We start from the raw sequence: 13,468 nt of genomic DNA on the forward strand, positions 1-13,468 counted from the left end.
GCACAACTCTGATTTCGTATTTGCACTCTAGCGCCTAGTGGTTAAGAGTCTAGTGATTAAGTGTCTAGTAATTATTTCGCCTGTGTATCGCTTGTGGGCGCGTCTTTCAGTGAGCGTAAAAACAACCCTAAACCACCAAAGGCCAAAACGAGGATCACAATCAGTTCAAAGGCCGACATAGATTTAAAGTGGAATTGAATCGAGCTGATAACCCCTACAATCAGAGCAGTTATCGAACCTAAACTCAACAGCCAAGCTAACTTACTCTTAGCGTCAAAAAACACCATCACAATACCGATAATAAACGGTAGCATCACCATGCCAGTGGTGATCGACATGCCTTGCCCAAAGGCATTCACTCGATATAAGCCATAGCCCAGTCCAAAACTAGAGCTCACTTGTATTGCATTGAACAATAAATAAAATCCACCACACATCATGGCAAGACCCATAAAAAATTGTCCCGTCCCGCCCTGTGTTCCGCCCGCACCTTTCATAGATATCCTTTCTACAATTAACAATTTTTGAATGGCTTGTTCTTTGGCCATTTTCAGCCGTTGATTTTCTTCTACTGCTTTTACTTTTGCATACTGATAACGGCTTTTATCCGCCTCAGCAACACAGCGCTGTTTATCTCGCATAGGCTCATAAGATTGACTCATTCGGTGCAGGCAGATGTCAGCACAGTAAAGAACAAGAGCAGCATAATCAAAGGGAATTTCACCATCAAGCACGCCTCAGTGAATGACCCAAATAACACACCTCATTCATAGGTAACGCCCATATTGCCAATCACACATTTTTGCTAAGTGATATCAAGCTTATTCAGGCCCCATGTTGACATAAATTACGCTAAGGCCAACACTCAATGATGAATTTTTATACGCATGAACGACGACACTAAAGTGGATTAAATACACAGAGGCTAAAATAAGGATGCTGCAACGATTCCAATATAAGCCCTACCGTTAACATTAAGGAATGCCTTTGAATACGCTATTAATAGGAAAAGGTGAACAACAGGTTCACTTAAATCTTAAGTATGCCAATCGCCATGGGTTAATTGCCGGTGCCACAGGGACAGGCAAAACCGTGTCGCTGATGAGTATTGCCGAAGGTTTTTCACGCCAAGGCGTGCCAGTTTTTATCACAGACGTTAAAGGCGATATCTCGGGTCTAGCTATGGCCGGCACTCCAAGTGAAAAGCTATTACAAAGGGCAACTCAAATTGGCATTGAGGATTATCACAACGAAGCCAACCCTGTGGTGTTATGGGATTTAGCGGGCGTTCAAGGCCACCCGCTGCGTACCACCATCAGCGAAATGGGCCCAACCTTACTCGGCCGAATTTTAGAATTGAATGACACCCAGAGCGGTATTTTAGACATAGTCTTTCAACTAGCGGACGACCAAGGGTTATTACTGCTCGACTTAGATGATCTGCGGGCCATGCTGGCCTTAGTTGCCGAGGAACGCAAAGAAATCTCCGCCAAATATGGTTTAATCAGCGCCCAATCCCTCGCAGCGATTCAACGCTCGGTACTAGGATTAGAGCGCGATGGTGGCAAAGACTTTTTTGGTGAACCCGCGTTACAGCTTGAAGATTTAATGCGCACTAATTTGCAAGGACGCGGCATTATCAATTTATTAGCAGCAAACAAACTGATTTTAACACCCCGTTTATATTCAAGTTTTTTACTCTGGCTACTCTCAGAATTATTTGAGAATCTGCCCGAAGTCGGCGATCCCGAAAAACCTAAGTTAGTGTTTTTTATCGATGAGGCGCATTTACTCTTTGAGGGTTGCCCACCGAGTCTATTAAAACGCGTCGAACAGATCATGCGCCTAATTCGCTCAAAAGGCGTAGGCGTTTATTTTTGCTCGCAATTTCCTGATGATGTCCCAAACGAAATTCTCGGACAATTAGGCAATCGTATTCAACATGCCCTGCGAGCTTACACGCCAAGGGATCAAAAGGCGGTCAAAACCGCCGCAGAAACCTTTGTGCCTAACCCCAAACTGGTTGTTAGCGACGTCATATCCCAGCTCGCTGTAGGTGAAGCCTTAGTGTCTATGTTAGCCGACAAAGGCGTGCCAACTATGGTCGAGCGCGCGCTCATCGCACCGCCACGTTGCCGCATGGGACCCGCCACAAGTGAGGAGTTACAACAAGTCCGTGTCCAAAGCCCGATTGGAGGTAAATACGATCAGTTAATCAACCGCGAATCGGCCTACGAACGCCTTAACCAAAGACGAGTTGGTAACGCCACCAGCGACACCACATCCACAGCAAGTGATGTGCAAACGGGCCAAAAAGCCGAAGAACAAGGTTGGTTCAGTGAACTTATTTTTGGTAATAAGCGCCGCCAAGGGTTAGCTGAAACCTTGTCAAAACAAGCGGCACGCACGGTTGGCAGCCAATTAGGTAAACAAATTTTGCGCGGTATATTAGGTGGCATGCTAGGTAAATCGAGCCGACGTTAGGCATATGGTACTTAGTTATGCCTCCAATTAGGGCCCACTAAAACCACAAACAATGACGAAAATAGAGGTACTGTGTCCTTGTTCGCATATTTCTTATACAGGTTAACGCTAGCATTAGCATTAATTATTCTAAGTGATAGATGGATCATGGTACGGAATTCGGTGATAAGATTATTTTGCTGTAATCGCTCATTGAGGCAAATAAATTCACAGATAATTATCAATGATTTTAGATATTTGTAATTTAAAATGTTGTAATTCGAGATAAAAATTTCGCTTCAATCAGGACGTCATGGAATAGGTTCAATTAAGTACGGCTTACATGATTAGCCTGATGAATAACCAAAGAGTACATGGAGTTTTATATGAGTAAAGAGCAAAAAAACCGTAAAGAATCGAAGAAACAACCGCTGATGTCTCCTAAAGAGAAAAGAGCAGCAAAACATGCGAAAAACGCAACTAAAGGTTTCTTAGATAACACTAAATAGTGTCTTGTTATTAGGAGGTTTGTCCTCTAATAACACAAATAGGGTTAACTTAGGTTAGCCCTTTTTATTGCCCGCTTCATTGAACCAACCAAGTTTTACCTCACAATACAACCTTGCTCAAAACAGTCTCAGATCTCAGTTTTGTGATACAAAAGTAGCAGCTATCGACTATAGCCTAATTGACCTTTTCCAGGTTTTATGTAGTTATATTGAGCTGATTACGGTATTTACCGCTCGAAAGACCCTACATAACACTATAAAAAATAAGGATATTTCATAATGAAAATCAAAAAACGTTTTGTCGCCGTCGGCGCAGCAGTGACTCTCACACTCAGTGCTGCCGCTATGGCTGCTGCCCCCGCCTTTATCAACATTCTCACAGGCGGCACCAGTGGTGTGTATTACCCTATTGGCGTTGCGCTGTCGCAACTCTATGGCACAGGAATAGAAGGTTCTAAAACCTCAGTTCAAGCAACTAAAGCCTCAGTAGAAAACCTCAATTTATTGCAAGCGGGTCGTGGCGAATTAGCGTTCGCTTTAGGTGATTCAGTCGCAGCAGCATATCAAGGTGATATTGATGCAGGCTTTAAAACGCCGCTGGATAAAATCCGAGTACTTGCCTCGGCTTATCCTAACTACATTCAAATCGTCGCCAATAAAGAGTCTGGTATTAAAACCTTGGCCGATTTAAAAGGAAAACGTATCTCAGTGGGTGCCCCTAAATCAGGGACAGAACTCAATGCCAGATCGATTTTCAAGGCTGCGGGACTAAGTTACGAAGACATGGGGAAAGTCGAGTTTTTACCCTATGCCGAATCCGTTGAGCTAATCAAAAATCGTCAATTAGACGCCACGTTACAATCTTCCGGTCTCGGCATGGCTGCTATCCGTGACTTAGCTGCGACTATGGCAATCAACTTTGTTGAAATTCCAGAAGATGTGATCGCTAAGATTAACAATCCCGCCTATCAACATGGCGTGATCCCAGCATCCACCTATGAAGGCCAAACCACCGACGTTTCTACCGTCGCCATTCAAAATTTACTGGTGACTCAAAGCGGTGTATCGGATGATTTAGCCTATCAGATGACAAAACTCATGTTCGAGCACTTAGACCGACTCGGTAACGCGCACTCCGCCGCGAAGACCATCAGCGTAGATAAAGCGACGAAAAATCTGCCAATACCACTGCACCCAGGTGCAGAACGTTATTACAAAGAAGTTGGTGCACTCTAAGTTTTACTGATATCTGTGCATCCTATTCCAAACTAAGCAATTGAGATGCCGTTAAATAACGGCATCTCGTTTATATCATCTCTGTAGTCTAATGCTGTGAGGCATAATATGAGTGATCCCCAACAAGGTCTCAGCGCAAATACTGGCGATTGGCCCAAGGCTCTATTTTATACAGCCTTAATTTTTTCTATTTTTCAAATCATCACTGCCGCTTTTCATCCCGTCTCGACTCAAGTACTGCGTGCCACCCATGTGGGCTTTTTACTGTTAGTGGTTTTTTTAAGTTATCCCGCTAGAGGAAAATCTCAGCCTTGGCAGCCACTCGCTTGGCTACTCGGTCTAGCTGGCATGGCCACAGCGGCTTATCAGTGGTATTTCGAAGCCGACTTAATTCAACGTTCAGGCGATCTGATCGATGCGGATATAGTGATAGGTATCACTTTGATCGTATTAGTGTTTGAAGCAGCGCGCCGAGTCATGGGCTGGGCACTACCTATCATCTGTAGCATCTTTTTGATGTATGGCTTATTTGGCCAATATTTACCCGGTGACTTAATGCACCGCGGCTATGGATTCGATCAGATCATCAATCAATTAGCCTTCGGTACCGAAGGGTTATACGGCACACCAACCTATGTGTCGGCGACATATATATTCCTGTTTATTCTCTTCGGCTCCTTTTTAGAACAAGCCGGAATGATCCGTTTATTTACCGACTTTGCCATGGGATTATTTGGCCACAAGCTCGGCGGTCCAGCAAAAGTTGCGGTAGTATCATCGGCATTGATGGGGACGATTACAGGATCAGGTGTTGCCAACGTGGTCACAACGGGCCAATTTACCATTCCACTCATGAAACGATTCGGTTATCGCCCAGCCTTCGCCGGCGGGGTAGAGGCAACATCGAGTATGGGCAGCCAAATCATGCCGCCGATCATGGGCGCGGTGGCCTTTATCATGGCCGAAACCATTAACGTCCCCTTTATCGAGATAGCCAAAGCGGCATTGATCCCTGCGCTACTTTATTTCTGCTCCGTATTTTGGATGGTTCATTTAGAAGCCAAACGCGCCAATCTCTGTGGTCTGCCTAAAGATCAGTGCCCTAATCCATGGGCGGCAATTAAAGAGCGTTGGTATCTCCTTATCCCCTTGTTTATTTTAGTCTACTTGCTGTTTTCGGGTAGAACGCCGCTGTTCTCAGGCATGGTAGGACTCGCCCTCACATCGATAGTAATTTTAGGCTCAGCCATAGTACTGCGGCTTTCCTCAATGGCAATGCGCATTGCCTTTTGGATTGCCCTTGGCATCCTTTGCGCTGGCTTCTTCCAACTCGGGATCGGGGTCGTATTTGGGGTTATCGCCTTATTAGTCGCCATTTGTTGGTTTATTAAAGGCGGCAGAGATACTCTCACCATCTGCTTGCATGCACTGGTAGAAGGCGCCCGTCATGCCGTGCCTGTGGGTATCGCCTGTGCTTTAGTCGGTGTGATTATCGGCATAGTGTCACTGACAGGAATTGCCTCGACCTTCGCGAGCTATATTCTTGCCGTTGGCCAAGATAACTTGTTCTTATCACTCGTGTTAACTATGGTCACTTGCCTAGTACTCGGCATGGGGATCCCCACAATCCCTAACTACATTATTACTAGCTCGATTGCCGCTCCCGCATTACTCGACCTCGGTGTGCCACTGATTGTGTCGCATATGTTTGTATTTTATTTCGGCATCATGGCCGATCTCACGCCTCCCGTTGCCTTAGCCTGTTTTGCCGCGGCGCCAATCGCTAAGGAATCAGGCCTTAAGATCAGCCTTTGGGCAATCCGTATCGCCATTGCAGGTTTTGTGATCCCCTTTATGGCGGTTTACGATCCCGCTTTGATGCTTCAAGGTGATAGCTGGTTAGCCACTAGGTTTGTCCTGCTAAAAGCGACTGTGGGTATTGGTATTTGGGGCGTCATCTTTACCGGATATCTATTACAAAAACTCTACTGGTGGGAACGCGTTATCGGCTTCCTTGCGGGTGCGAGCTTAATTCTTGCTACGCCGTTGAGTGATGAAATTGGCTTTGGGCTCGCGCTGCTATTTATCGTGCAACACAGCTGGCGAGCACGCAAACTCAAACGTCTCGCAGAGCAAGGATAAGCTCTTGAGATTATTGGTCGTTAATCAGTCTTTGAAGGTAAACAGATGCTAGGCCTGTGTTTAGGCCTAGCGGGCACACTGTGGGCCCAAGTGCCCACAGACAACTTCACCTTGGCATGGAACCACAGCATAGAAAAAATTCGCTGGGAGGAAGACTATAACGTCATGCCACAAGGATTAGTGTTGGTCGAAGCAAGAGTGAAAGGTACGGGTGCTGGAATGGAAATCCCAGATGATGCTTATCTTAAAAATGGCAGCTGGCATTATCAGCCCAAGCTGCCCATTTTGCCTGTGTTGCGCTTAGGTCGCACGCCCGAAGCAGGGGATTTTGAACTTTGCTTCACTCAAATCTCAGGAAAAGTGCAATGCCAAGCCATGAGTCATTGGATTGGCGTACCCAACAAACAAACTGCCGCGGTTGAACTTTGGGGTTGCAACTCTTTGCCTTAAGCACGTTTATCCATATATTTACGCTCAATTTCTATTAGGCGCTGATTAAAATCCTCAAGGTGTGCAAACATTTCGGCCTCAGCTTTCGCCCCATCTTTTGCGATAACCGCTTCGACAATGACATCATGCAAGCCTAAAGGATGAATTTCATCAGTCGGTGGCTGAAACTTAGTCGTTTGATTACTTAATAAAACCAACAAGGATTTTACGATCGCTTCTAAAAAGCGATTTCCAGACATTTCAGCGAGCAAATAATGTACTTGAGATCGCAATATGACAGTTTCGGGATAAGCCAATGAGTCACTTTCATGACGATTCGCCTCTTGCAAAGCTTTAGCTTGCTCTGGAGTGCAATTTTTAGCAGCCATTCTAGCCACTTGCGGCTCAATCAGCATGCGTGCTTGACACAGTTCAGGAAGAGAAAGTTTCCCCATTAGAAATAAATCTTGGCAAGCATCACTTAAACGTTCAAAGGTTAAGTGCTTAACAAATGCGCCGCCTGTTGCACCTTGGCGAATCTCCACTAATCCACCTGCTTCGAGGCTCTTGATCGCCTCTCTCACCACAGTGCGACTAACTTGAAATAATTCTATTAATTCGCGCTCAGAGGGTAATTTATCGCCAGCCTTATATTCGCCGTCTAAAATAGCATTTTTCAGTTGCTGCCCGACTTCACTCGATGCTCTTATCTGCTTAATTGGCTTGAAGATATGCACTTGATTATCCCAAATATGCTTAGTGTCGCCATACTAGCATAAAACCGCATTAACGCAGAAAAAGTACTCTCATCTTTCCTACATTAGTGATGAAAAAACATTCATCTTTGTTGATCCAAGTAACATCTGTGCGAATTTCGTAACTAGTTTCTCATATTCATCTTAACTTCGTTGTCGACATTAGTCATACGTCATACATTTAACCTAAGAATGTTAAACATAATTTCTTTAACTAGCTCAGACAATTCTGATCAGGGCTTACTAATAATAGGGAAGATGATGATGAAAAAATCTTATTTATCTTTGCTTGTGCTATCTACGCTAGCGATTCCAGCTACAGCAGATACCAGCATTGATCAAATGTTTAGCCAAGGTACGTTAAAAGGAGAATTACGCTTATTCGATTTTACCCGTGACTTTGATAATACGACGAACACTAAACACGATACGTCATTTGGCGGACTGTTTTATTACAATACCGCAAAAGTGAATGGCCTCAGTTTTGGGACCAGCTTCGCATCTGCAAATCCCATTTGGACCAATGATTCAGATGATGTCTACGGCCTAGTTGCTCGCGATGCCGCTGGCGACCATGACAGCGTCAACCGTTTACAGGAGTATTTTGTCCAAGGTAATTGGTGGGATACTCAATTCAAATTAGGTGCACAAGAACTGCGCACACCAATGATGAATCCCCATGACATTCGTGCGATCCCACGAACTTTTCGCGGCTTTTCAGCAGAAAATAAGAGTGTTGACAATCTAACGTTATCAGCACTCTATATTACAGATTCCATGGGGTGGTCTGACAATAGCTTCGTATCCGTAAAAGAGGCGGTACAAAGCGAATTAGCAAGAGCGGGTATTGTGGCAGATGTTGCCGATAACCCAGTTTATGCCCTAGGTGCTAAATATCAATTGCCCTTTAAAACAGTCCAAACTGAAGCCCATCTTTGGCACTACAGCATGGAAGATGTTTTCAATCAAACCTATGCCAAAGTGAAATTAGCCGCTGATGTTGGTCCAACGAATTTGTACTTAACACCTTCCTATTTAACTCAACAGGCAATAGGTGATGAAACCGGCGGCCCACTCGATACCTATCAATATGGCTTCCATCTAGGCGCCAAATTGGCGGGGGCAGATCTCACTTATATGTACGCCAAAACCGGGGATGACACAGTGCTGACCCCATGGGGCGATGAAAAAGTGGTCATTCAACAGGTATATCAATCTGCACGGGCGAATGAAGAGGTCAACGCGTTAAAGCTGGCCTATGACTTTGAAAAATTAGGGGCGAGTGGATTAGAAGCCTATGCCTTTTATGGGCAGTACGATGTGCCAGAGGGGACTGCGTCAGATTTTAATGAAACAAACTTTTCAATCGCCTATAAATTTTCAGGCATATTATCGGGCCTAGGTCTTAAGGCGCGTTATGCCATGGTCGATTTTGATCAAGCTGAAGATCTTGACGATCTGCGTTTATATGTCACTTATAAATTTGCCTTAGGTAAATAGTCACAAATACAACTCCCCTGCACCAAACTTAATGCGGGTGTATCGCGCCTTGTTGGATACACCCGGTTTTTACACCGCAAAATTCTCATCTCCATTTAAACGTTGCGGTGAATGCGTTGACTTAATTATTGAGATCAAAAATGGAAAAAATAATTTCTTAATTATTCCAGCCATGGCTATTTCATGTGTCTTATTTAGCGGATGCGGAAATAACGATGACTCTAACGCCTCATTACCACAATTAACTCCCGTAAACCTAGAACACTAAATATATGTAGTGAAATAGCTTAACAACACATATTTTATTTTGATCACTGTATTTAAGAAATACATCTTCCTCAAAAAATTCACTGCATTATTTAATAAAGAAAGTCCTACATTAGCTTGTTTCAAAAAGAATAATCATATTAACAGCTCAAAACTCCAGCATTTTGTGAAGCACTGCAAAGATGTAATTAATACCTCTTTTGGTTTATTGTCATATGTCATACATTTAAACGTATGTTGTTAATGAATGAGAATTTAATCACTTTCACACAACTGCACTTCTAGTTTTTAAAGCAAACAAATCACATGCGGTTATGGCCAGATCCATTGTCGTTGCTAACGATGTCATATCGACCTTAGCAATGAGGACCCAAGGAGTATCAAAATGAGTAAAGAGCATTCACAGAAACCGAAAGAAATCGATCAATACACTGCTAGCGTCCTGCAAAATGGTATATCTCGAAGAAGTTTCCTAACTCGAGCTGCAGTGGGAAGTGGTGGCTTAGCCTTTGCAAGTCTTGGTATTGCTTCAGCGAGTGCTGCACCCCTTCAAGTTGGCACTGAATATGGCGAAATTGGCGGCGCAACGCTCAATTTTCTACCTAAGCCAAAACCTATTGCTGATAAAGATATTGCAACAACCCAAACCTTTGATGTTGTCGTCGTCGGTGCTGGAGCTTCTGGTGTGCCTGCGGCTCTATCAGCCAGAGAAAGTGGTGCAACCGTTGCGTGTTTACAAAAGCAAGCCATCCCTGTCTCTCAAGGAAACACTGGTTCAGGAATTGACCTGAAAAACAGTGATAAATCAGCAATTGAAGCTTTAGTTAGCCGTTTAATGGCGGATAACGCGCACCGTTCACATCCCGGTCTTCTTAAGCAATGGGCTTACAATTCAGGTGAAGCTGTCACTTGGGTTATCGATAGAGTGAAACAAGGTGGCGGCCAGATTGTTGACCAAGGTACCAAAGTGCAGCACGGTATTCGCGGAATTGCTGATACTGATGACCGTTTAAATTTTATCACTTCTTTCTGCGGCCCTAAACCCTACACCACGGGTGATGCTATGCGCGCATTAGCTAAAACAGCAGAAAAAGCAGGCGTTAAGTTTTTCTTTAATACTCCTGCACAACAATTAATCCAGGATGAGTCAGGAAAAGTCATCGGCGTCATTGCTCAAACTCGTGATGGTAAGTACCACAAATACATGGCGAAGAAAGGTGTCATTCTGTCCTCTGGCGACTATCAAAATAACAAAGCTATGTGTGACTTCTTCATCCCCGAACTGAAAAACTTTGAACGTAAACAAATGGATCGTACCGGTGACGGTTTTGCTATGGCCTATTGGGCTGGCGGCGTTATCGAACCTGTTGGACATACCAAAATGTTGCACGACTTCGATGCCGGCCCGGCTTCCATGTGTGACATGCCATTCTTAGCGGTAAACCGTAAAGGTGAGCGCTTTGTGAATGAGAAGGTTGAGATGTCTCTAATGAATAACTACTTGAAAGATGAGCAGAATGCGGGGCATTACTCACAAGTATTTGATTCTGACTATATGACGCAAGCGAAGGATTGGCCTGGCCACCTCTATTCTCCTGAAGAGCTTAAAGTTTATATGCCTGAAGTTCCTGGTGAGAAAACAGGAGTATTTCCCTCTTTGATCAACACCCATTCAGCTAACACATTAGAAGAATTGGCTGTGAAGTTAGAGTGCGATCCAAAAACCTTTGTTGCCAGCGTTAACCGTTATAACGAGCTGTGCAAAAAAGGTAAAGATGAGGACTTCGGTAAACCTAGAAGCAAAATGGTACCAGTGCTCAAACCACCGTTTTACGGTATTCACCGTCGTATGCGTATTTCTACTTTATGTTCAGGAATTCTCGTTAACGACAACCACCAAGTACTTGATGCCGATGGTAAGGAAATTCCAGGTTTATTCATTGTTGGTAACCTAGGAGCAGGTTTCTATGGTGGCGTTGACTACCCATTAACGGTATTTGGCTTGTCTTTAGGTCGCTGCTACACCTTCGGCTATTTAGCGGGCAAATATGTAGCAAAACTATAGAACACATAGTCATCAATAATGGATGCCTCACATTTTGGCATCCTGTGAAATGAATAATGGGATCAAACAATGAAAAACTTAACAATTATATTGGCTATTATTTTGGGTATTTTCGCTGGCAGCGCGTTCGCTAAAGAGAGTACTTTACTCGATCAAACTCATATGGCGAAAGGCCTTAAATGTGCAAGCTGCCATGGTGCAGAAGAACGACAAGCCGTCCCTATGCTCAAGTGTGTACAATGCCACAACACTAAGAAATTAGCGGAAAAAACGGCGGATGTAAAACCAACCAATCCCCATAAAAATCGCCACTTCGACACCGAAACTGATTGCAGTAAGTGCCACCATGTACACAAAAAATCTGAAAACTATTGTGTCAGTTGCCATCAACCATTTAATTTTGTAACTCCATAAGCTGATGAAAATAAGCTTAAAAAGCTAAAAACAAAAAACCACCATTAAAGGTGGTTTTTTGTTCTAATAAGGCACTGTAATCAAATCTAAATGAAGTATTACTAAGATCTGCAGGCTTGGATCATTATTCCGACGACTGATAAAAACAATATCCATGCTTTCCTTGGTGTTTCACGCGATACATGGCGGCATCCGCGCGATCACAACTCTCGGCAAAACTATCACCAGAGCCAAATATATCAATACCGATACTCAGGCCTACCTCCACTTCACAACCTTCTAGCAGGAATTTATCTCGATAAACATCGAGCAAAGATTGTGCGAGCGCCCCTAAAGATTCACGATCAAATGACGGCAGTAATATCACAAACTCGTCACCCCCTAACCGTGCGATCTGCGCGAATTCACCTGCGTGAAATACCAAAGTATGCGCAACGTGCATCAACAGGCTGTCACCAAACTTATGGCCGTGACGGTCATTTAACGCTTTAAAACCATCAAGGTCGATAAAAAATAACGCACCGCGAATACCTGGTAGCGAGGATTCATCGAATACTTTGGCAATAGCTTGGCGATTCATTAAGTTGGTGAGTGGATCACTGTGGGCTAAGCGGGCTAAATCTATTTCGTAGCGCTTTTCTTGAGTAATATCGATATGGCTGCCCATCATTCGCAGTGGTGTTCCATCAGCTAAGCGCTCGACAATACGCCCGCGATCGGACACCCAGGTTATGCTGCCATCTTTGTGTAGCATTCTGTGAACTGCTTGATAGTAATCGGCTTGACCATTCACATGATCTTCAAAGGCTTTTATCACCCACTCTTTATCTTCTGGATGTAATTTACTTTTCCAGATATCAACATGGGCAGCAAACTCTTCAGGACTAAACCCGAGCATTTCACCCCAGCGCATGTTAAATATGGTTAAATTTCCGCTTGGAATATACTGTTCCCATAGACATAAGCCATTACCATCGAGGGCCGCAAAGAGTTTTTCTTCGGCACGATAATTCAACGCTGCTAAATGAGCGTTTTCACTTTTTAGCTGAGCGATCTCAGCCTGAAGTTGCGCAATTAACTCTGCTGCAGTATCCGAAGCCACGACAAATCTCTTTCCTTTAAGTGGGAAAATTGAGTCCAGTGTAAATCACCCAATGCCGAAGAAACATAGCGAGGAGTGCAAGATGAGCCAGAATCATATTGGCTCAATCGAGCTTACACAGACTCTCGCAGTCCTGTCACGCTTAGTCGCGAGTCAGCACTTCGAGCAATTCGATCTCAAAGGTGAGATCAGAATTTGGTTTGATATGAGCACCCACTTGACGCTCGCCATAGGCTAAGTGAGCTGGGACTAACAACTTACGTTTGCCACCGACTTTCATCCCCATAATACCTTGATCCCAGCCTTTAATCACACGGCCAGTACCAATTACACATTGAAACGCCTGACCACGATCATAGGATGAATCGAATTGGGTACCATCCTGCAAAAATCCACGATATTGGGTGGTGATCAGTGCGCCTTTTACCGCTTCTTTTCCTTCGCCCACTTGCAGCTCGATTACTTCTAATTCAGTCATATCTTCATTCTCTTTTCTTGTTCGCACTTAGGGCGTGATATTCAACTTTGCGCGGGATTTTATCACCGACGAGCGGGCTTGTGGGCACAATCTAAACATTTCTGCAGC

The 13,468-nt window shown here is 44.2% G+C and carries 12 protein-coding genes; 8 read left to right on the top strand and 4 right to left on the bottom strand.

Going from position 1 to position 13,468, the window contains the following annotated elements:
- Nucleotides 1–71 precede the first annotated feature (71 nt).
- The gene (locus L5M40_RS21000) at nt 72–497 is read right to left on the bottom strand and encodes a hypothetical protein (RefSeq protein ID WP_263163732.1); all 426 of its coding nucleotides are present in this window, start codon (nt 495–497) and stop codon (nt 72–74) included.
- A 490-nt stretch (nt 498–987) separates the two neighbouring features.
- On the opposite strand from L5M40_RS21000, the gene L5M40_RS21005 reads away from it, so the two are divergent.
- The 5 genes from L5M40_RS21005 to L5M40_RS21025 all read left to right on the top strand — a co-directional run bounded on the left by L5M40_RS21005 (nt 988) and on the right by L5M40_RS21025 (nt 6,800).
- A complete protein-coding gene (locus L5M40_RS21005) occupies nt 988–2,484 on the top strand; it encodes a DUF853 domain-containing protein (protein ID WP_263257186.1) in 1,497 nt (498 codons plus the stop codon).
- Nucleotides 2,485–2,849: 365 nt separating this feature from the next.
- Nucleotides 2,850–2,972 carry a hypothetical protein gene (locus L5M40_RS21010; protein WP_105250371.1) on the top strand — a complete coding sequence of 41 codons (123 nt, stop codon included), beginning with the start codon at nt 2,850–2,852 and terminating at the stop codon, nt 2,970–2,972.
- A gap of 279 nt (nt 2,973–3,251) precedes the next feature.
- The gene (locus L5M40_RS21015; protein WP_105250372.1) at nt 3,252–4,208 is read left to right on the top strand and encodes a TAXI family TRAP transporter solute-binding subunit; all 957 of its coding nucleotides are present in this window, start codon (nt 3,252–3,254) and stop codon (nt 4,206–4,208) included.
- Between the two features lie 108 nt (nt 4,209–4,316).
- Nucleotides 4,317–6,350, top strand: coding sequence for a TRAP transporter permease (locus L5M40_RS21020; protein ID WP_263257188.1), 2,034 nt, complete (start codon nt 4,317–4,319; stop codon nt 6,348–6,350).
- A gap of 45 nt (nt 6,351–6,395) precedes the next feature.
- Nucleotides 6,396–6,800: a DUF1850 domain-containing protein gene (locus L5M40_RS21025; RefSeq protein WP_263204285.1), complete on the top strand. Its 405-nt coding sequence runs from the start codon at nt 6,396–6,398 to the stop codon at nt 6,798–6,800.
- Here the strand turns inward: L5M40_RS21025 and L5M40_RS21030 are convergent.
- Complete coding sequence (locus L5M40_RS21030) at nt 6,797–7,516, bottom strand: FadR/GntR family transcriptional regulator (protein ID WP_263204286.1); 720 nt, start codon at nt 7,514–7,516, stop codon at nt 6,797–6,799. The two genes, L5M40_RS21025 and L5M40_RS21030, sit on opposite strands and share 4 nt — an antisense overlap.
- Before the next feature lie 279 nt (nt 7,517–7,795).
- On the opposite strand from L5M40_RS21030, the gene L5M40_RS21035 reads away from it, so the two are divergent.
- The 3 genes from L5M40_RS21035 to L5M40_RS21045 all read left to right on the top strand — a co-directional run bounded on the left by L5M40_RS21035 (nt 7,796) and on the right by L5M40_RS21045 (nt 11,780).
- Nucleotides 7,796–9,034, top strand: a complete 1,239-nt coding sequence (locus tag L5M40_RS21035) for an OprD family porin (RefSeq protein ID WP_263257190.1) — start codon at nt 7,796–7,798, stop codon at nt 9,032–9,034.
- 652 nt (nt 9,035–9,686) lie between these two features.
- Nucleotides 9,687–11,366, top strand: coding sequence for an FAD-binding protein (locus tag L5M40_RS21040; protein WP_219253133.1), 1,680 nt, complete (start codon nt 9,687–9,689; stop codon nt 11,364–11,366).
- Between the two features lie 69 nt (nt 11,367–11,435).
- On the top strand, nt 11,436–11,780 hold the full coding sequence (locus L5M40_RS21045) for a cytochrome c3 family protein (protein ID WP_105250378.1): 345 nt from the start codon (nt 11,436–11,438) through the stop codon (nt 11,778–11,780).
- Between the two features lie 124 nt (nt 11,781–11,904).
- On the opposite strand, the gene L5M40_RS21050 is transcribed toward L5M40_RS21045, so the two are convergent.
- Nucleotides 11,905–12,882 carry a diguanylate cyclase domain-containing protein gene (locus L5M40_RS21050; protein ID WP_263257192.1) on the bottom strand — a complete coding sequence of 326 codons (978 nt, stop codon included), beginning with the start codon at nt 12,880–12,882 and terminating at the stop codon, nt 11,905–11,907.
- Between the two features lie 142 nt (nt 12,883–13,024).
- On the bottom strand, nt 13,025–13,360 hold the full coding sequence (locus tag L5M40_RS21055) for an FKBP-type peptidyl-prolyl cis-trans isomerase (RefSeq protein WP_263143341.1): 336 nt from the start codon (nt 13,358–13,360) through the stop codon (nt 13,025–13,027).
- Nucleotides 13,361–13,468: the final 108 nt, after the last annotated feature.

The sequence above is a fragment of the Shewanella sp. SM68 genome (assembly GCF_025653925.1).
In the GTDB taxonomy this organism is placed as follows: Bacteria; Pseudomonadota; Gammaproteobacteria; order Enterobacterales; family Shewanellaceae; genus Shewanella; species Shewanella oncorhynchi.

Coding starts and splice junctions, on each gene's coding strand:
- L5M40_RS21000 (WP_263163732.1), bottom strand. CDS start 497: ATGAAAGGTGCGGGCGGAACACAGGGCGGGACGGGACAATTTTTTATG.
- L5M40_RS21010 (WP_105250371.1), top strand. CDS start 2,850: ATGAGTAAAGAGCAAAAAAACCGTAAAGAATCGAAGAAACAACCGCTG.
- L5M40_RS21015 (WP_105250372.1), top strand. CDS start 3,252: ATGAAAATCAAAAAACGTTTTGTCGCCGTCGGCGCAGCAGTGACTCTC.
- L5M40_RS21020 (WP_263257188.1), top strand. CDS start 4,317: ATGAGTGATCCCCAACAAGGTCTCAGCGCAAATACTGGCGATTGGCCC.
- L5M40_RS21025 (WP_263204285.1), top strand. CDS start 6,396: ATGCTAGGCCTGTGTTTAGGCCTAGCGGGCACACTGTGGGCCCAAGTG.
- L5M40_RS21035 (WP_263257190.1), top strand. CDS start 7,796: ATGATGAAAAAATCTTATTTATCTTTGCTTGTGCTATCTACGCTAGCG.
- L5M40_RS21040 (WP_219253133.1), top strand. CDS start 9,687: ATGAGTAAAGAGCATTCACAGAAACCGAAAGAAATCGATCAATACACT.
- L5M40_RS21045 (WP_105250378.1), top strand. CDS start 11,436: ATGAAAAACTTAACAATTATATTGGCTATTATTTTGGGTATTTTCGCT.
- L5M40_RS21055 (WP_263143341.1), bottom strand. CDS start 13,360: ATGACTGAATTAGAAGTAATCGAGCTGCAAGTGGGCGAAGGAAAAGAA.